At 68.5% G+C, this 18,545-nt stretch carries 11 protein-coding genes and 5 pseudogenes; 9 read left to right on the forward strand and 7 right to left on the reverse strand.

The window, feature by feature from the left end:
• Positions 1-6 precede the first annotated feature (6 nt).
• The 6 genes and pseudogenes from O1G22_RS03550 to O1G22_RS03575 all read left to right on the forward strand — a co-directional run.
• Positions 7-909 carry a carbohydrate ABC transporter permease gene (locus tag O1G22_RS03550; protein WP_270079925.1) on the forward strand — a complete coding sequence of 301 codons (903 nt, stop codon included), beginning with the start codon at positions 7-9 and terminating at the stop codon, positions 907-909.
• Between the two features lie 72 nt (positions 910-981).
• Positions 982-2,994: a DUF8034 domain-containing protein gene (locus O1G22_RS03555; protein ID WP_270079926.1), complete on the forward strand. Its 2,013-nt coding sequence runs from the start codon at positions 982-984 to the stop codon at positions 2,992-2,994.
• Positions 2,991-3,380: an L-rhamnose mutarotase gene (locus O1G22_RS03560; RefSeq protein WP_270079927.1), complete on the forward strand. Its 390-nt coding sequence runs from the start codon at positions 2,991-2,993 to the stop codon at positions 3,378-3,380. Before O1G22_RS03555 ends, O1G22_RS03560 begins: the two co-directional genes overlap by 4 nt.
• A complete protein-coding gene (locus O1G22_RS03565; RefSeq protein ID WP_270079928.1) occupies positions 3,377-4,273 on the forward strand; it encodes an amidohydrolase family protein in 897 nt (298 codons plus the stop codon). The genes O1G22_RS03560 and O1G22_RS03565 overlap by 4 nt, the downstream gene beginning before the upstream one ends.
• A 140-nt stretch (positions 4,274-4,413) precedes the next feature.
• Positions 4,414-4,887: pseudogene (locus tag O1G22_RS03570) on the forward strand (alcohol dehydrogenase catalytic domain-containing protein); the annotation flags it as partial.
• Positions 4,876-5,145 (forward strand): annotated as a pseudogene (locus tag O1G22_RS03575) (SDR family NAD(P)-dependent oxidoreductase); the annotation flags it as partial. The pseudogenes O1G22_RS03570 and O1G22_RS03575, both read left to right, overlap by 12 nt.
• A gap of 404 nt (positions 5,146-5,549) precedes the next feature.
• Here the strand turns inward: O1G22_RS03575 and O1G22_RS03580 are convergent.
• The 5 genes and pseudogenes from O1G22_RS03580 to O1G22_RS03595 all read right to left on the reverse strand — a co-directional run.
• Positions 5,550-6,524: pseudogene (locus tag O1G22_RS03580) on the reverse strand (arabinofuranosidase catalytic domain-containing protein); the annotation flags it as partial.
• A gap of 68 nt (positions 6,525-6,592) precedes the next feature.
• On the reverse strand, positions 6,593-8,152 hold the full coding sequence (locus O1G22_RS03585; protein WP_270079929.1) for an alpha-L-arabinofuranosidase B: 1,560 nt from the start codon (positions 8,150-8,152) through the stop codon (positions 6,593-6,595).
• A 142-nt stretch (positions 8,153-8,294) separates the two neighbouring features.
• Positions 8,295-10,985 (reverse strand): RICIN domain-containing protein, encoded by a 2,691-nt coding sequence (locus O1G22_RS03590; RefSeq protein WP_270079930.1) that lies wholly within the window; start codon positions 10,983-10,985, stop codon positions 8,295-8,297.
• A gap of 406 nt (positions 10,986-11,391) precedes the next feature.
• Positions 11,392-11,632, reverse strand: a pseudogene (locus O1G22_RS44745) (IS1634 family transposase); the annotation flags it as partial.
• 56 nt (positions 11,633-11,688) lie between these two features.
• Entirely contained in the window at positions 11,689-13,614 is a 1,926-nt protein-coding gene (locus O1G22_RS03595; protein WP_270079931.1) for a glycoside hydrolase family 97 protein, read from the reverse strand.
• 311 nt (positions 13,615-13,925) lie between these two features.
• Between O1G22_RS03595 and O1G22_RS03600 the strand changes: the two genes are divergently transcribed.
• The 3 genes and pseudogenes from O1G22_RS03600 to O1G22_RS03610 form a co-directional block, all read left to right on the forward strand.
• Entirely contained in the window at positions 13,926-15,419 is a 1,494-nt protein-coding gene (locus tag O1G22_RS03600) for an RICIN domain-containing protein (RefSeq protein ID WP_270079932.1), read from the forward strand.
• A 133-nt stretch (positions 15,420-15,552) separates the two neighbouring features.
• Positions 15,553-16,419, forward strand: coding sequence for a trypsin-like serine peptidase (locus O1G22_RS03605; protein ID WP_270079933.1), 867 nt, complete (start codon positions 15,553-15,555; stop codon positions 16,417-16,419).
• A 77-nt stretch (positions 16,420-16,496) separates the two neighbouring features.
• A pseudogene (locus O1G22_RS03610) lies at positions 16,497-16,607 on the forward strand (IS982 family transposase); the annotation flags it as partial.
• Between the two features lie 425 nt (positions 16,608-17,032).
• On the opposite strand, the gene O1G22_RS03615 reads toward O1G22_RS03610, so the two are convergent.
• Both O1G22_RS03615 and O1G22_RS03620 read right to left on the reverse strand, forming a co-directional pair.
• Complete coding sequence (locus tag O1G22_RS03615; protein WP_270079934.1) at positions 17,033-18,043, reverse strand: zinc-dependent alcohol dehydrogenase; 1,011 nt, start codon at positions 18,041-18,043, stop codon at positions 17,033-17,035.
• On the reverse strand, positions 18,036-18,467 hold the full coding sequence (locus O1G22_RS03620) for a tautomerase family protein (RefSeq protein ID WP_270079935.1): 432 nt from the start codon (positions 18,465-18,467) through the stop codon (positions 18,036-18,038). The genes O1G22_RS03615 and O1G22_RS03620 overlap by 8 nt, the downstream gene beginning before the upstream one ends.
• Between the last annotated feature and the right edge of the window lie 78 nt (positions 18,468-18,545).

Raw genomic sequence — 18,545 nt, forward strand, 5'->3', positions numbered from 1 at the left:
CCCCTCATGAGCCGATCTCACCACCGGCCGCCGCACCGTCGGCCCGTACGGCACCTGCCCTCCCGGCTGTTGACCGGATCCGTACTGGCCGTGTTCCTCGCCTTCTTCGTGCTGCCGGTGCTGTGGCTCGTCCTCGCGGCGACCAAGACCGACCAGCAGCTGGTCCACGACAACCCGCTGTCCTTCGGGTCGTGGCACGCGCTGAAAGCCAACTGGCACGCGCTCACGGCGTTCCAGGACAACGCCGTCATGCAGTGGCTGGGCAACTCCGCGCTCTACGCGGTGATCTCGCTGGTCATCACCCTCGGTGTCGCCATTCCCGCGGGATATGCCCTGGCCATGACCGAGTTCCGCGGTCGGCACACCCTGCTGTTCGCGACGCTGGTCGTGATGCTCATGCCGAACGCCACCCTGGTGGTGCCGTTGTTCCTGGAGATCAACGCGGTGCACCTGATCGGCACGATGTGGTCGATCATCCTGCCGTACTCGTTCTACCCGTTCGGCGTGTACCTGACGTACATCTACTTCACCACCGCCGTACCGAAGGACCTGCTGGCGGCGGCACGGATGGACGGCTGCTCGGAGTTCCGCGTCTTCTGGCACATCGCGCTGCCGCTGGCGACCCCGGTCGTCGCGCTCGTGGGCTTCTTCAGCTTCGTCGCCAACTGGACCAACTACTTCCTGCCCTACGTCATGCTCCCCGAGAGCAGCCAGATGCCCATCCAGGTGGGAGTCGGAACCCTGCTCAGCAACGTGCCGTCCTTCAATCCGACCGTCGGTGACCTGGCGATCCAGCGCCCGCAGCTGGCACTGGCGACGCTCGTGGCCATCACGCCCGTGCTGATCGTCTTCCTCTTCGCCCAGCGCTTCCTGGTCAGCGGGATGCTCGCCGGCGCCACCAAGGAATAGCGGCCCGTCCCGACCGCCCGGCCGTCGTCCCCGGCGTGCGCCGTCCTGCCGCCACCCGAACGGAGATCTTCCATGCACCACAGCTCCGCCGACCGCACCTCGGCCGAGGACGCCCCCTGCGACCACCCGGTCGCGCCACCCGAGATCGAGGCGGAGGTCCCGCTGCTCGAACCACCCGGCTGGGCCGTGGCCCAGCGGTCCCTGTTCGACCTGCTCGACCACGCCTGGCGCCGCTTCGCCCGCGACTTCACCGGTGCGGACGGACGGCTGAAGTACACCGGCCCGCTGACCACTCGTGACGGTGTGGACGACTTCTACGAGGTGTTCTTCAACTGGCCCCAGCTGTACCTCCTCGGCGGTGCCGACGATCTGCTGCCCGCCAGTGAGAAGCACTGGGAGGGCGTGACCCGGCAGCTCACCGAACTGGGCATGCTGCAGCAGGAGTTCGAGCGCGGCTACGACTGGTTCCACCAGGGCGAGAGCCTGCTCCTGCTCTACTTCCTGTGCATGGCCGCTCCCGACCGCTGGTCCGAACGCGCCCTGCGCTTCGCCGAGTTGTACGTCGACCCGGCCAAGGGCAACTACGACTCCGGGCACCGCGTGATCACCCGCCCGCACAACGGCAGCGACCCCGACCGCACGGGCCTGTTCGACGGTGACGTCTATCCCTGGCTGCTCAAGGAAGCACAGACGTACGGCTTCCCACTCGACTGGATCCCCGAGGCCGACGGCGGCCCCTACCCGCTCTCCGCGGACCCGCGTCTCGGCGCGCAGATGCGGGACCGGATGGGCGTCGGCGACACCGCGGTCAACCTCGCCGCGGCCGGGCTGGTGCTCAACGCCTGGATCCTGTCCGGCGAGGAGCGCTACCGCGACTGGATCGTCGGGTACGTCGACGCGTGGCGGGAGCGCACCGAGGCGAACGGCGGTCTCATCCCGGACAACGCCGGCCCGGACGGCGTCGTCGGCAGCCTGCTGGAGGGCCGCTGGTACGGCGGCCATTACGGCTGGTCCTGGCCGCACGGCTGGCACAGCGTGGGCCACGCGGCCTGTGTGGCGGCACTCGCGGCGGCCACGGTCACCGGGGACGACGACTACCTCTCCATGGTCGCGACCTCCCTCGACACCCTCATCGGCCGCGGCAAGGTGATGCCCCACACGGAGGCGGACTCCAGCCTCCCCTCCAAGTGGGCGGTCGAACTCGGCCCCGACATCCACACGCCCACGCTCCACCTTCCGTTCCGCCACAACGACTCGGGCTGGTTCGACTACAACCCGGCCACCCCACCGGTCCCGGTGGCCCTGTGGCACCACACGGCCTCCGAGGCCGACCGCGCCCGGCTGGAGCGACTGCGTGAGGCCGACGGCATCGACTGGCGCACCGTGCGGCCGTTCCGCGCCAAGGAGGAGTCCGGGCACGAGAAGGCGTGGTTCGCCTTCCTCGCCGGCGACGACCCCGGCTACCCCGAGCGGATCCTCGCCGCGGCGCAGGCCCAGGTGCGCCACCGGCTGCGCCGCATCGACCGCTACCGCGACCTGGACGTGTCCGAGGCCGACATCCATGTGTGGCAGCAGTGCAACCCGGTCGTCACCGAAGCCCTCGTCCAGCTGACCTGGGGCGGCCCCCAGGTGATGTACAACGGCGGCCTGCAGCAGGCCAGGCTGCGCTACCACGACGCCGAGGCCCGCCGTGCCGGCCTGCCGCCGGACGTTGCCGCTCTGGTCACCTCCATCGACCCCGAGGAGACCACCGTCGAGCTGGTGAACCTCTCTCCCGAGGCCGAGCGCACGGTGATCGTCCAGGCGGGCGCCTTCGCCGAGCACACCATCACCGCCGTCCGGTACACCACCTGTCAGGACGACGGCTGGATCGGCGACATGTACGACTACGGCCACGCCGAGCCCGTCGTCACCGAGTCGGAGCAGCTCTGCGGCAGCACCTCCCTGACGGTCCGGCTCCCCGCCTCCACCCGCATCCGGCTCGCCCTGTGCCTCCAGCTGCGGGCCAACACACCCAGCTACCGCACTCCGTTCGACACCCCAGCCGGCCGGCCCTCGCCGGGCTCGGAAGGAGAAACCGCATGAAGCGCGTCGCCCAGACCATCAGGCTCCGACCCGAGCACCGCGCGGAGTACCTCGAACTCCACTCGGCCGTCTGGCCCGGAGTCGAAGCCGCCCTGCACCGGGCGAACATCCACAACTACAGCATCTTCCTCCACGGCGAGGTGCTGTTCGCCTACTTCGAGTACCACGGCGACGACTTCGAGGCCGACATGGCCGTCCTCGAAGCCGACCCCGAGACCCGGCAATGGTGGAAACTCACCGACCCCTGCCAGGAACCCTGGCCCGACCGGGGCGACGCCCGCCAGTGGACGGAACTCACCGAGATCTGGCACCTGAACCCGCCAGGCGAAGACGCCACCGCCTGTCACGGCCCGCACCAGACCGACCCGACTTGGAACCAGCCGTGACCTCCACCCCCTCCCCCGTCCTCATCGACGCCCACCACCACCTGTGGGACCTCGACCGGCGTCCGCAACCCTGGCTGGACGACCCCACCGTGGCATCGATCCGCCGCACCTTCACCCCCGGTGACCTGCGTGCCACCGCCATCCAGCCCATCGCGGGCCGCCGTCTGCACAGCACGGTGGTCGTGCAGTGCATCCCGGACGTGCCCGAGACCGAGGACCTGCTCGCCCTCGCCGAGCAGGAGCCGCTGATCGAGGCCGTGGTCGGCTGGGCTGACCTGACGTCTCCAGCCATCGGCGAGGTGCTGGACCGGCTGCTCGCCGGACCGGGCGGCGCGTATCTGCGCTCCCTGCGCCACCTCGTCCAGGGTGAGACGGACCCGGAGTGGCTGCAAACCCCCGATGTGGAACGCGGGCTGGCGGCGGTCGGCGAACGCGGGCTCTGCTACGACGTACTGGTCCGCAGCCACCAACTCGGCCAGGCGATCCGCCTGGCCGAACGCTTCCCCGGCCTGCCCCAGGTACTCAACCACGCGGGCAAGCCGCCCATCGCCCGGCACGAACTGGCGGACTGGGAACGCCAGGTGCACCGGTTGGCCGGACACCCCCAGGTGGCCTGCAAGGTGTCGGGACTGATCACCGAGGCCGACCACGACACCTGGACCACCGCCGACATCCGCCCCGTCTGGGACATCCTGCTCACCGCATTCGGCCCCGACCGGCTGATGTTCGGATCCGACTGGCCGGTCGCTAACCTCGCGGGCGGCTGGAACCGCTGGGCGGCCACCGTGGACGAACTGCTCGACGACTGCGCCGAGAACGAGATCCACGCGCTCCTCGCAGGCACCGCGACCGCCTTCTACAGCCTTCCCGCAAGGCCGGAGAACTGGAGATGACCGCCCACACCCCGCACACCTGACCCGTCTCCTCCACCTCCACCGAAGGCACCCGCGGCAAACGCTCGCGACATCCTGCACCTACGCAGCCTGCTGCTGCCGGCGATCGGTGTCCGCGCCGAAGGGACCCTGACCACACGATGACTCTCGCCGTCCGTCACACAGCCGCCCGCACCCTGGACACGGCCCCCGCACCCAGTACGCCGCCCAGTCCCGGCGAGGTGGAGCCGGTCCCCGCCTACGTCGGTATCTGCGGCACCGATCTGCACATCTTCCACGGCGACATGGACGCCCGGGTGTCCACACCCGCCGTCCTGGGACACGAGATGTCCGGCCGTATCGTACGCGTCGGCGCCGGCGTCGAGGGCTGGGAGCCCGGGGACACGCTCACGGTGATGCCGCTGCGCTGGGACGACACCTGTCCCGCCTGCCAGGCCGGGCATCAACACATCGGCCAGCACCTGGACTTCATCGGCATCGACTCCCCGGGCGCGATGCAGCAGCGCTGGACGGTGCCCGCCTCGACGCTGATCCGGCTGCCGGAGTCCCTGCCCCTGGACCTGACCGGCAGGCTTGCCGTCGTCACCGGTGCCCGCCGCGGCATCGGCCAGGCCCTGGGCGCGGACCTCGCCGGGCGCGACATGATCCGCCGTGCTCCGGCCGCCGAACACACCGATGTCGACTAGGAGTTGGTGCTCCAGGTCAACCTCGCCGCGCTGTTCGCGCTGCGCCGGGCGGTCGGCGCGTCGATGGTGGCTCGCGGTCAGGGGAAGATCATCTTCACGGCGTCGCTGCTCAGCTTCCAGGGCCGCATCACCGTCCCCGGCTGCACCGCCGCCAGGCACGGCGTAGACGACACGATCCACGCGCTCCCCGTCGTCGCCACGACCGCTTTCTGTCGCCGAACCGACCGATTGCACAGGCTACGCCGAGCCCGTCGCGAGGGAAGCCCGCACCGCTGTGTCGCTGCGAAGCCGCCCCCGATCCGCGAGGTTGTGCCGCTGACCGACGCTCCTGAGCCCTCGGGACGCTCAAGGGCCAGGGGCGGTGAAGATCCGCGTCAACCGCACTGACAACACCCCGGAGCCGCCGCATGAACGCGTTCCCGACCGTCCGAACCGGCAGGAGGGGCAGACGATGAAGCCCGTCACCTCCGCCATCCGCACCTTGTCAGCAGTGCTTGCGACGGCTCTCTCCGCGGTGCTGCTGACATCCCTCACGACGCCGACCCCGGCCTCGGCCGCGACCCGGACGACCTACTATGTCGCCCCCGACGGGAACAGCACGCGGTGGTGGCCTGCAGGGAGATCCGGGAGCCGGGCGTCAGCGAGCCGGTGCTGGTCGAGCCGCTGCTGTAGCCGGCGGCGGTGATGTTGGCCTGTACGGCGTTCTCGGTGGCGTCCGAGGGGTAGCCCGAGGTCATGACACCTTCGTAGAAGGTGCCCGCGGAGCCCTTGCTGTTGTCACCGCCGATGCCGAGGATGATCGCGCCTTCCTTGTGCATCGGGTTGTAGCCGGAGAGGTTGGGGCGCACGCCGCTGTAGAAGGTGGACAGGCTGCCCGACTGGGCGTCGCCGCCGCGGATGGCCCACTGGTTCGGGCCGCCCTTGACGATGGCGGTCAGGAACCGGTTGTTGACGGTGGGGTCGCCCGGGTTGAGGTGCTGGTTCACGCCGGAGAACAGGCCGTTCTCCAGGTCGGCCATGACCCAGGGGCCGTTGCCGCTGCCGGAGCCCCAGTGATTGTTGTTGCCGAAGTAGATGGCCTCCATGTGGCCGTTGCCGGTGTCGTGGCTGTTGGTCTCGGCGTTTCCGTAGTCGAAGCAGCAGCCGCCGTTGAAGTGCGTGCCGTCCGCGGGTGCCTGGGTGAGGTTGTTGCCCTTGCCGGACTGGTCGTAGAGGACGGTGATGACGCAGCTGGTGCCCGCGCAGAAGGAGTCCTGTGCGGCGGCGTTGGCGTATCCGCCGGTGCTCAGCACGCCGATGTCCTTGGTCGTGTTGTCGGAAGCGCGCCTGATCTGGTACTGCGGACCGTTGTACGCTGCGTACAGGGCGCGGGTGGTGCTGTGCGCGGCGACGCAGGGGGTGCCGCCTGCGGCGTAGATGTCGCACGGCCCCTGGGTGGCGGCCTGCGAGGTGGTGGCCGTGGCAGTGAGCAGGCCGGCGGCGAGCGCGGCGGTGGCACCGGCCGCCTGGAGCGGGCGCCTGACGCGGCGGATCACGGTGGCTTGGACATGAAGAAACTCCTTCACAGGGTGGGTCGGGTGTGAGCCTCGACGAACCCCCGGTGTCCGGCTGTGCGGACGGCGCGGGCTGCTGGTCAGCTCCAGGGGGCGGCGGCGAGCCAGCTGGTGTCCTGGGCCCACAGTGAGGTGGTGTCCCAGGCGTTGCCACCGCCGTTGCTTGCGATGTAGCCGGTGAGGCTGTAGTGACGGATGTACTTGGCCGGGTAGTTGAAGGACTGCAGGGAGTAACCCGTGCCGCTGTTTCCCGGCTTGGGGCAGAAGGTGGCGTCGGCGGCGAACTGGCCGGTGCCGTCATTGGGCTGGAGGTGGAGCTGGAAGGCGTAGTGCCTGAGGTAACTGCCGGATGCGTTGGCCGACTCCAAGGAGATGCAGTTGCCGTTGGCCAGGCCAGGCCTGACGATCCAGGTGGCGTCGGCCTTGGCGGTGGAGGTACTGCTGGAGGTCACCGGCGCGATCACGACCTTGTCGTCGTTGGTGTCGTGCTGCAGGTAGGCGCCGGTGCAGCAGGAGGTGGTGGCCTGCAGCGAGACCTTCGCGCCCGGGGTGAAGGGGTTGGTGGTGCCGGTGGTGTAGCCGGCTGCGGCGATGTTGGCCTGGACCGCGGCCTCGGTGGCGTCGGAGGGGTAGCCCTTGACCATGGCTCCCTCGTAGAAGGTGCCCGCGCTTGCGTTGTGGTTGGTCTGGCAGCAGTCGCCGCCGCTGCCGAGGATGATGGCGCCCTGCTTGTGCATCGGGTTGTATCCGCTGGGCAGTGAGCCGCTGTAGAGCTTGGTCAGGCTCCCGGACTGGGCGCCTGCGCCCTTGAGCGCCATCTGGGTGGTGCCGTTGTTCTTGAGCATCGCGGTCACGAAGTGGCTGGTCTCGGAGACCTGGCTGGGGTTCCACGCCTTGCTGCCGCCGGAGAACAGGCCGTTCTCCAGGTCCGCCTGCACCCACGGCCCGGTTCCGCTGCAGCCGCCGAACCAGCATTCCGTGCTGAAGTTGATCGCGTCCATGGCACCGTTGCCGTCGGCATGGTGGTCGGTCTCGGTGTTGCCGTAGTCGAAGCAGCAGCCGCTGTTGACGTGGGTGCCGCTGGTGACCATGTACTCGCCCTCGGGTGAACTGCCGGTCGGCACGCCCCCGCTGGAGCTGTCGGCGAAGTAGCTGTTGCCGGGGTTGATGTACAGCGCGTAAGCCTTCTGTCCGCCCACGCTCAGCGCTTCGGTGGTCGCGGTGGCCGCCGTGTCGGCGCCGCCGGTCCCGCCGGGTCCCTGGTAGACCAGGGTGTTGCCGCCGCCGGTCTGGTCGTAGACGCGGGTGATGGTGCAGGTGGTGCCCGCGCAGAACGAGTCCTGCGCCGCGGCGTTGGCGACCCCTCCGGCGGACAGTACCCCGATGTCCTGCAACGTACTGTCCGACGCCCGCCGCACCTGGTAGAGCGGGCCGTTGTAGGAGGCGGACAGCGCGCGGGTGGTGCTGTGCGCCGCGACGCACGGCGTGCCACCCGCCGCGTAAATGTCGCAGGGCCCCTGCGCGGCGGCCTGCGAAGCGCCGCTGAAGGCGACAAGTCCGGTGAGGGCGAGCGCCATCGCAGCCAGGCAGACAACCACCGCCCGGCCCAGTCTTCGGAAGATGAGCAGTTCAGGCACCATGTACTCCCTTGTTCATGGTTACGGGGACAGCGAGCCGCGCCCCCAACCGGGTTCGTCGTGGGGCTGGGGGCGGGCTGCGGGGTGTTGACGGCGGGCGGACGCGTCCGGGCGAGCGGATTCGCCGACGCGTCGGGTCACCCTGTCACTGGATCGTCCAGGCCTGGTTGGACTGGTTCAGCGGCATCCACTGACTGATGGCGGCTCCGTCGGCCGTCGATCCGCCGCCGACCTCCAGGACCTGCCTGCTCTCGAAGTTGCGGATGACGTACCCACCGCTGGTCGGCTCGAAGTACCACAGCTGGTTGTTGCCACCGTCGTAGGTGTACTGCTGCAGCGCAGTGCCCTTCCAGTGACTGGAGGCGTTGACGTCGAGGGCCTTGCCGCTGTTCCTGTTCACGATCTTGTAGAGCTGGCCGCTGACCGGAACGATGTTCCACTGCTGGTTGGCACCACCGTTGCTCGGCCACTGGATGACGCTCCCGCCGTCGGCGGTGGAGTTCTGGTACACGTCCATCATCTTCCCGCTGTTGACGTTCTTGATCGTGTAGTTCGTCGACGGGTTGATGGTCGGGGTACCGGTCGCGTCCTCCAGTGCCCCGCCGGCCTGCTGCACACCGAAGTCCGTGATGAAGAAGTACGCGCCGTCGGTCTTGGCGACCCGCACATAGCGGAACTTCTGGCGGACGTCGATGTTGCCCGTGAGCGTCGAGGCGAGCGGCAGGGTGCTCGTCTGGCGTCCGACGACGGTGTAGGTGCCGAAGGACGGGTCGTTGGAGGCCCGGATCTCGAAGTTGCCGCGCGTCTCGGGCTGGTCCAGGTCCTGACGGGCTGTCAGTGAGAACTGTCCGAGTTGGTAGGCCTGTCCCAGGTCGACCTGCCACCAGGCGGAGGTGTCGCTTCCGGTCGGCGACCAGCCGGTTGCACTGTTGTTGTCGTTGGCTTTGGCCGCGTCCCAGGAGGAGCCGTTCACCGAGGAGGCGGACGCCGGCTTGTTGTAGGCGAGGTTGAGCTTCGCCGCCAGGCCCTGGTAGGCGGACTCAAGACCGGAGGCCTTGATCACGGAGTCGCCGGACGTCGTGTTGTTGGTGAGCGTGACGTTGGAACCGTTGCGGTTCTGGTTGATGAAGCCGTCGGTGTGGGACAGCACGTTGTTCGACAGGGTCATGTTGTTCGACCCCTCGTCCGTGTACAAGCCGGACACGGCCGAGCCGCAGGCGGCCGGCGTGCGTATCACGTCGTGGACGTAGTTGCCGTTGACGACCGTGCCGGGGTCGTTGGAGAGGTGGTAGATGCCGGCGGAGTCACAGAGCCGGTTCATCACGTTGCCGATGCGGTTGTAGCTGATGCTGTTGTTGCCTTCGGCGTTGGCCGCCGACTGCCAGCCCCAGCCGAGCGAGATGCCGGCCCACGGGGCGTCGGAGATGTCGTTGTGATCGATGGTGGTGCTGTTGACGAAGCCCGCGTTGATGCCGGCCGTGCCCAGATAGTCCTCACCGATCCGGGTGATCAGGTTGTCCTTGACGGTGACGTTCTTGACCACTTCCCGGGCATCCTCGCCGGCCGGTGAGGTGGGCGGGTTGTAGATGGTGTGGTACTCCACGGTCGGGTCGGAGAACTTGCCGACCATGATCCCGTTGCCGGCGATGTCGTAGACGAGGTTTCCGGTCACGGTGCTGTCGTGCACGCCGTGGGACAGATCGAGGGCCGTGGCCCCCATCTGCGTGAAGGTGTTGCCGGTGAAGGAGACGCGGTCGGCGTCCGCGGCCTGGACCCCGGCCGGCGGGCGGCCCACGTACTGGTTGTTGGAGGTGTCGGCCGAGAGGTTGTAGTTGCCGCCCTGGCCGTTGAGGTAGCCGTTGTTCGTCGCCTCCATCCACGTGGTCTGGGTGAAGGTGAGCCCGGAGAAGCGCAGGTCGTGGGCGGGAGAGTCGAGGCTCGTGCCCTTGACGTCGAAGAGCGTCTGCGCCGTCGGCGCCTGCACGGTGGCCGTGGACATGTCCTCGCCGGGGCGGGGCTTGTAGTAGACGGTCTGCGCGCCGGTGTCGACGTAGAACTCGCCCGGTTCGTTGAGGAATTCGTGGGCGTTCTCGAAGTGCAGGGGAGAGCCGTTCGAGAGGACCGGGAAGGGGCGCGGGAACAGGATGCCCGCCTCGTGGTCCTGGATGGACACGTCGGCGGTGCCGTTGGCGGAGCTGATCGACTTCAGCCGCAGGTAGCTCTCGCCCCACTGCGTCTCCAGCATCATCTCGACCTGGTCCAGGTGGTTCCAGTTGGAGACCTGTGAACTGAGCACCTTCAGCAGCTTGTTGGCCTTGTCGCCGCCCTGCAGCTGGAAGTCCGTGCCGAGGTCGGGGAAGCGGGCCCGGGTGGCGCGGACCCCGTTGACGTACAGCTGCCGGAAGCTGAGGCTGCCGACCGGCGCCTTGTACTCGCCGCCCGCGGCCGGGGTCCAGCCGGTGATCGCCTTGCCACCGCTGATGACCGGCGTCTCACCGTTGTAGGCCTGGTAGACGACCGTGTGGCCGTTCGTGCCCGAGTCGCTGGTGCCGAAGGTGATCGGCGTGGTGAGGGGGTAGGTGCCTCCGCGCAGGTTCACGACGATGTCGTCGGACATGTTCGCGTTGACGGCTCGGACCGCGGCCTGGGCGGCCTGGATGGTCTTGAACGCTGCGGCAGTGCTGCTTCCCGAGTTGCTGTCACTGCCATGGACAGGGTCGACGTAGAAGTTTGTCGTGGCCGCGTAGGCGGGTTGAGCGGGCAGCACGGCCGCGAAGACGACAGCCGCCGCTGCGAGCGCCTTGACCGTCCCCGAGCCGATGCGTAGGGGTCTCATCTGTGGTGTCCCTCCTCAAACCCGCTTCCTATGAGTTGCATTTATCGATGCAAGAAGGCACTCCAGTCAAGACAATAGGCATACCTATTTTTCACCTGGCGCAACACAGAGGACATGCGGAAGCATCGGGCTCGGCACCGCGTGCACCATCTGTAGCGAAGAATCATCCCAGGTAGCAATGCAATTGTCCGTGCCGATCGGCCACCGACCGCATCCCACCCAGCCTGTCCAGCGACATCACCCTCCCCGAAATAAGTAGTACTCATTTCAGGAATCTTGTCGCCGTCAATCTCCCACATCGCATGGGACGGCGAACCACTGCCCCCGGGCGGTGGAACCGGCGGGACGGTGGCTGCGCGGGCGTGTGCCCGCGTGGACGCGTTGTGGCCGGTTTCAGACCGGGCCTGCGGCCGAGTTCGGTGCTGATCCGGTTCCGGGTCTGTCCGGTGCGGCGTTCGGCGACGCGGATCAGCAGCAGCGCGAGCAGCACAGCAACATGTGGGCGCGGATGCGGTGTTCGGGACGGTGGAAGACCTGCCGCAGCTCCGGCACCGTTTTCAGATCACGGAATCCGCGCTCGGCTTCCGGGAGACCTTGTACCCGACCGCGATCTCCTCGGCGGTCAGGTGCGGATCGGAACTGGTCAGAGGGCAGCCCCCCGGCGGACCAGCCCCGATCCGGCGAAATCCCAGGTCACGGCCGCTCATCCATGGCTCAGGACGACTGCCTGGCCACCCGCGGGGGCCATCGCGACGCTCAGCGTGGTCGACGAGGTCACGGTCTGTGTGCTCACGACGACGGGGGTCTGGTACGGGCTGCTTCCCGGTGTTCCGTCGGCGTAGATCGTCGCGGTGTAGGTGCCGCTGCCGAGGAAGGACAGCGGGATCGACAGGGTCCGGGCGGTCTCGTTGGTCATCGCCCCCAGGTACCAGGTGCTGCCGCTGCGCCGGGCGACGGCGACGTACTCGCCGATCGAACCGGCGAGGGTCCTGCTCTGGTCCCAGACGGTGGGGATGGCATCGAACCAGGGCAGCCCGGGCCACTTGGACGGGGTGGAGTACATCGAGGGGGTGCCGTACCAGTACAGGAAGTCCAGGGGCTGGTAGTACACGGCGGCCATCGCCATCTGGTGGGCGTTGGTCGTCCGGTCGCGGGACTGGCCGTAGCAGATGGTGTAGTCCATCGGCCCGCCGATGTTGCGGGTGAAGGGCAGCGTGACGTTGTGGGTGGCGGTCGGGAAGTGCTCGTTGCCCCGCACGCCCTCCAGGCTGATCCAGTTGGGGTAGGTCCGCTCGTAGCCGAACGGCCGCACGTCGTCGTGCATGTCGATCAGCAGCTTGTACTCGGCCGCTGTCCTGGCCCAGGCGGTGATCTGGTTCGTCATCGCCTGTGTGCCGTCGTTGATGAAGCCCAGCTTGACGCCCGCGACGCCCCAGCTCCGGTACCGGGCGAACAGGCTGTCCGGGCTGCTCAGTGCCATGGGGTTGACGTAGAGGATGACGCCGATTCCCTTGCCGGTGGCGTAGGAGATGACCGTGGGCAGGTCGATGGCGGAGATCGGCTTTGTGGCGTCGGTCGAGGTGTGCTCCGGGCCGTACCACCCCGAGTCGTACTCGATGTACTGCAGGCCTCGGGCGACGGCGAAGTCGACGGCCGCCAGCCCGTCCGCGGTGGTCAGATTGCACCGGAAGACCTTGCCCGGCTTGATCCACGACGTGTCGGCGAGGGCGCCGGCCGGGGCCAGGTTGAGCACCAGCTCCGCGTTGTCGACCAGTTCGGCGTGGGTGGAGCCGATCACCACCGCGCGCCAGGGCGTGGCGAACGGCGTCGTGACGGTGGAGGTCGTCTGGACCGTTCCGGAGCCGCGCGCCGTGTGCCGCATCAGGTACGCCGCGAGGGCGTTGGGCTGCCCCGAGATCGAACTGAGCATCATCCGTGGATAGTTGATGCGGGCCGACTCGCAGACGCAGGCGATGAGCCCGCCGTTGTAGGTCGCAGTGAGGGGGAGGTCGGTCAGGGGGCCGGTGTCCGTGGAGGAGGTTCCAGTGGGCGGGATGGAGCCGGGCTCGACCGGGTTGTAGTCGTCCTCGTCCCGCGCGCTGTAGACGAGTGTGCCGTCCGGGAAGACGAACGTCGTCAGTTCACCGGCGATGGTCGCGGTGCCCGGGTCCAGCAGGACGTAACGGAACGCGACGCCGGTCGCATAGGCCCGGATCTGGACACCGAAGTTGATGGAGGTGCGGTTGTCCCGGAGGTTCCAGCGCATCTCCTGGTAGGTGTCCACGACGGTCGCGTTGCGGCCGTACACCGGCTTCCATGTGCTGTCGACGTGCCAGTGCTGGTAGTTCGTCAGAACGGCGTCGGTGCCGAGGGTGGTTCCGTCGCTCAGCCGCAGGCCCATGGCCGAACCGGCCACGACTGTCGCGCCGTTGCGCCGGGCCGACCACTGGAGCGAGCCGCCCGTCAGCGACATGGTGATGCTGGTGGTGCCGTCGAGCGACGTCGCGGTGACCGAGGCGTCCGAGGCCTCGGCCGGATATGTGCTGCCGATGCCCAGCGCGGCCGTTGCGGCGGCGACCGCCGCGCCCTTGAGCACCCTGCGGCGGGAGGGTTCCTGACGCCCTGACACGTTCACAGTCGGTCCACCTCGCTTGGATAGGTTTCCAACAAACTCAACCAGCAAGTAACAGAATCTGACTGTCGCGAAGTTTCTACGCCCGCCCTGACCCGAAGGTCAACCCCTCGTATCCGCCTCTCACATGTCCGAAATCCTGGACAGTCTGGGTGACTTACGACCCCTGCGAGCCCGACTGCGAGCGCCGCGAGCCGGTCAAGCTTAAACAAATTCGAACGCCATCCTTGACGCCGCGTACATGCCACGTCTCTCATGGGTCCCCGCCGACATCAAGGGATTGTCAACCTCGACAGAGAGGGACGCACATGTTCAAGGGAGTTCTCCGGACGCCCGCCGGACGATGGCGGCGCACAGCCGCCGCGTTCCTGACCCTGCTGGGAGGCCTTGCGGCGCTCCTGCTTCCGGCGACCGAGGCGCACGCGGCCTCGGTGTCGTTCATCACGGGCGCCGCACGCACCGACCAGAACGGGAACGTGCTTCAACTGCACGGCCTCGGCATCATCAAGGTGGGCAGCACCTGGTACGGCTTCGGGGAGGACAAGACCGGCGAGACGTCGTCGGACACGTCGTTCCAGGACATCCCGTGCTACACCTCGACCGACCTGGCCAACTGGACCTATCGGGGCGTCGCCCTGGCCGAGCAGAGCAGCGGCGACCTGGGGCCGAGCCGCGTCGTGGAGCGGCCCAAGGTCATCTACAACGCCTCGACCAGCACCTACGTGATGTACATGCACATCGACAGCACCAACTACTCCGAGGCCAAGGTCGGTGTGGCGACCAGCAGCACCCCGTGCGGCCCCTACACCTACCGGGGAAGCTTCCGGCCGCTGGGCAACCTCAGCCGTGACATCGGCCTGTTCCAGGACACCGACGGCACCGCCTATCTGCTGAGCGAGGACCGCAACAACGGCCTGCGCATCGACAAGCTGTCCGCCGACTACCTGTCCGTGGACAGCGCTGTGGCGGTGCTCGGCAGCAGCGGCAGCAGCGGCAGCGTCGAGGCGCCCGCCATGGTCAAGGTCAACGGCACCTACTACGTCTTCGGCTCGCACCTGACGGGCTGGGGCCTCAACGACAACATCTATGCCACCGCCACGTCACTGGGCGGCCCCTGGTCGTCGTTCCGTGACGTGGCCGCACCCGGCACCCACACCTATGGCAGCCAGACGGCGAACGTCATCACCGTCCAGGGCTCCTCCGGCACCACCTACATCTACGCCGGCGACCGCTGGAACACCTCCGACCTCGGCGCGTCGAAACTGATCTGGCTGCCCCTGACCATCAGGGGAACGACGGTGAACCTCGGCCAGTACCCCACCTGGTCACTCGACACCGCAGCGGGAACCTGGACGGCCGGCAGCGGCATCCCCGCTGAGGGCGTCCACACCCTGAAGAATGTCAACAGCTCCATGCTGGTGGACGTGTCGAGCGGCTCCACGGCGAACGGCGCCAAGATCATCCAGTGGCCGTCCACCGGCGGTACCAACCAGCAGTGGACGCTCACGCGGGTGGCGGACAACATCTACACGCTCAAGAGTGTGAAGAGCGGCCTGTGCCTGGACGTGCCGAACCAGTCCACGGCCGCCGGCCTGCAACTGGAGCAGTGGACCTGCAACGGCGGGACCAACCAGGAATGGTTCCTCGACCTCGTCGGCAGCTACACCGGCAGCACCTACATGCTCGCCGGCGTGGGCAGCGACCTGGACATCGGTGTCGCGAGCGCCTCGACCACCAGCGGGGCGGCCGTGTACCAGGAAACGGGCACCGGCGCGACGGCCCAGCAGTGGAGTCTTTCCTGAGGGGTGCGCCAGGACCACTGACGCGGATCAACGACCACGCCGGCTGCGTGTTCCTGACCCCCGCAACGGATTGTGACGGGAGCCTCCCGGTGAAGCGCCTCCCGAATTCCCGGCCCGCGTCGACAATGACCTTGTGCGCTCGCTTGCCAGGAAATCCATCCTGCCCCTGACGCTGGTCATCGCCGGGGCAGCCGCAGTGGTGGGCGACGCCGGGGAAAGCCATACGGCCGGAAGCAGCGGGCGCAGCGGTTTCGGCAAGTCCGGCGAGCCGGGCCAGCGCCAGTCCCCGCAGGACCAGGACTTCTCCGCGACGACCCCGGCCAAGGACGGCAACGCGTACACCCCCCGCAGGACCGAGGAGAACGCCCGGATCGGCGCGGTCTTCGAGAAGGACGACCAGGGCGCCCACTTCTGCACCGCGAGCGTGGTGCAGAGTCCGGGCCGGGACATGCTGATCACCGCGGCCCACTGCGCCTTCGACGCCGACTCCGGACAGCCGGTGAACGACCTGGTCTTCGCCCCCGGCTACCGCAACGGCGACGAACCCACCGGCCTGTGGAAGGTCAGCAAGGTGGTCGTCGACGACCGCTGGGCCACGTCGCAGGACGAGAACCTCGACGTCGCCTTCCTCGTCCTCGACCAGAAGGATGGCAAGAACATCCAGGACGTCCTGGGCGGCAACACCCTCGGCATGGACCGCGGCTTCGACAACAAGGTCAAAATCACCGGCTATCCCACCAGCCGTGACACCCCGATCTCGTGCCAGAACCGCACCACGAAGTTCAGTAACACCCAGCTGCGCATCCAGTGCACAGGCTTCGAGGGCGGGACCAGCGGCAGCCCCTGGCTCGCCGACTACGACCCCGAGAGTCACACCGGCACAGTCATCGGCGTCCTGGGCGGCCACGAGGGCGGCGGCGACCAGGACGATGTCTCCTACGCCGCGTACTTCGACGACGACATCGCCAAGCTCTACCGGCACGCTCAGGACGAGGACTGAGCCGATCGCCGCAGTTCGTGGGAACGCCACATGCTGTGGCCCCAGCCGTACGGCAGGACGCAGCGAGGTGAAGCGCCGGAGTCTTCGCCCGCACTGGCCGACGACTCCGCGCCATGGCAGCCGGCATCTGGCACAACTGGACCACCGGCGCCCGAGTCAAACGATCCCTGATCGCCTACGAACACTGAGAACATCGGACTAACCTGGCAACTGCCCCGGCCAGGTATCTCACCCACCGACCGGAAGCGACCTCCTGGCGGTCAAGGACACCGACACCTGGTACCCGACGGCAAGGAGCAGCGCCCCGCACACTTCAGCAGCGGTTCCTACTTGGACGGCAACGGCAACCAGGCCGGAGTCAGCCTCTACAACGTCTACCGCCCCCAGCAGGCCGAGAAGGCCCGGTCGGCCGCCGTACGGCTGCGAAGTGGTGGATCCGCAGCTCTCGGACCACCCGGGCGGGCCCTCGTGGGCGATGCCGAGGGTGCGGCGGCCCGTCAGACCGTCGTCGGCAGGTGTGCCGGTCATGGGCGGGGCGAGCGAACTGCCGGTTCCGGTGAACATCGGTGTGCATCGGTTCCTCGGTGCAGGGTGGTGTGCGGTCGCGGTGCGGTCAGGCATCGGCGCGGACGAAGACGGGCTTGAGGTGCTTCTCCGGCAGGGCGGTGGGCAGGTCCTCCCAGTCGATGACGTGGGAGACGACCGCCTTGGGGCTGACCTTGCCGGAGGCGGCGAGCGCGAGGGCGTCGGGGATGTGGGCGCGGACGTTGTCGCGGGCGATGCGCAGGGTGACGCCGGTGAGGTACATGTCGAGCAGGGGCAGTTCGCCGGGGCGGAAGTGGTTGCCCGCCGACTCGCAGATTCCTTCCGGAGCGAGGGACTTGACGGCCAGGGCGAGCTGGGCGACGCGTCCGGTGGCCTCCACGGCGATGTCGAAGCCCTGCGGAAGCGGTTCCAGGGTTTCGGCGGTGGCGGCACCGAAGACGCGGGCCAGCTCCCGGTGTTCGGGTTCGGGGTCGACGTAGAGGACGTCGGACGCGCCGAGCGCACGGGCGATGTCGCACACGTACAGACCGATGCTGCCGCGGGCGACGACCAGCACCCGTGCGCCGGGGCGGGCCTTGAGGTGGGGGGCGACCAGGCGCCAGGCCAGGGACCAGTTGTCGCTGGCCGAGGCCATGGCGACGGGGTCCAGTCCGGTGGGCAGCGGGACCAGCATGGCGTCGGCGTACGGCACCCGGACCAGCTCGGAGAAGAGCCCGCCCCAGCTGCCGCCGATGGGTGCGCCGTACATCGCCATATGGGGGACGGCCTCGCAGTGCGCGGTCAGGCCCGCCCGGCACCGGTCGCAGCTGCCGCAGTTGATGGACCAGGGGACGACGACGAGGTCGCCGGGGGCCACAGAGGCGACGGCGTCTCCTGTCTCGACGACCCGGGCGACGCACTCGTGTCCCAGCGCGAACGGAGGCTCCACGAAGCCGTGTCCGGCGAGGATCGCGGAGTCGACGTCGCACGGGGTGGCGGCCACCGGTGCGACGATCGCCTCCCCGGCGCCCTGGAGCTCGGGATCGGGCGCCTCGCGCCACTCGACGGTGCGCCGGGCGACGTAGGTCAGTTCACGCATCGGCGCGCTGCTCCTTCGCCAGTGCCACCAGGTCGGCGTAGCGGATGACGGAGCCGCCCGCGCCCCAGGTGCCGTCGGGCTGTTCGTGCACCAGCACCCACACCCGCAGCGCGTCGGCCGGTCCGAGACCGGCGGCGGCCAGCACGGTCTTCGTCGCCTCCTCGATCAGGCCCGTCCTACGGCGCTCGGACAGGGCCCCCGCGGGGACGGTGACCTCGACCAGGAAGCGGGGCTGGTCGTCCTCGGCGGTGGTCTGGGCGCCCTCGGGCAGTTCGAGCAGGTAGCTCCAGGCCTGGGCGCGGAAGAACGCCGTGTCGGGAGCGCCCTCCCACTTCAGCAGCACCGCGGCGAGGTCCCGCTGAACGCTCTCGCGGCCTTCTTCGGTCAGGGCACCGGCGGGGGCTGTGAGCCGGATCATCGGCATGGGGGCACACCTCTCTCTTCGGTCCGTACGACGGATCGCACGACGGCGGGTCTATGACAGTCGTTATAGCCCTCGGTC

The sequence above is a fragment of the Streptomyces camelliae genome (assembly GCF_027625935.1).
Classification (GTDB): Bacteria; Actinomycetota; Actinomycetes; order Streptomycetales; family Streptomycetaceae; genus Streptomyces; species Streptomyces camelliae.

Coding starts and splice junctions, on each gene's coding strand:
- O1G22_RS03585 (WP_270079929.1), bottom strand. CDS start 8,152: ATGGTGCCTGAACTGCTCATCTTCCGAAGACTGGGCCGGGCGGTGGTT.
- O1G22_RS03600 (WP_270079932.1), top strand. CDS start 13,926: ATGTTCAAGGGAGTTCTCCGGACGCCCGCCGGACGATGGCGGCGCACA.
- O1G22_RS03590 (WP_270079930.1), bottom strand. CDS start 10,985: ATGAGACCCCTACGCATCGGCTCGGGGACGGTCAAGGCGCTCGCAGCG.
- O1G22_RS03620 (WP_270079935.1), bottom strand. CDS start 18,467: ATGCCGATGATCCGGCTCACAGCCCCCGCCGGTGCCCTGACCGAAGAA.
- O1G22_RS03555 (WP_270079926.1), top strand. CDS start 982: ATGCACCACAGCTCCGCCGACCGCACCTCGGCCGAGGACGCCCCCTGC.
- O1G22_RS03560 (WP_270079927.1), top strand. CDS start 2,991: ATGAAGCGCGTCGCCCAGACCATCAGGCTCCGACCCGAGCACCGCGCG.
- O1G22_RS03550 (WP_270079925.1), top strand. CDS start 7: ATGAGCCGATCTCACCACCGGCCGCCGCACCGTCGGCCCGTACGGCAC.
- O1G22_RS03615 (WP_270079934.1), bottom strand. CDS start 18,043: ATGCGTGAACTGACCTACGTCGCCCGGCGCACCGTCGAGTGGCGCGAG.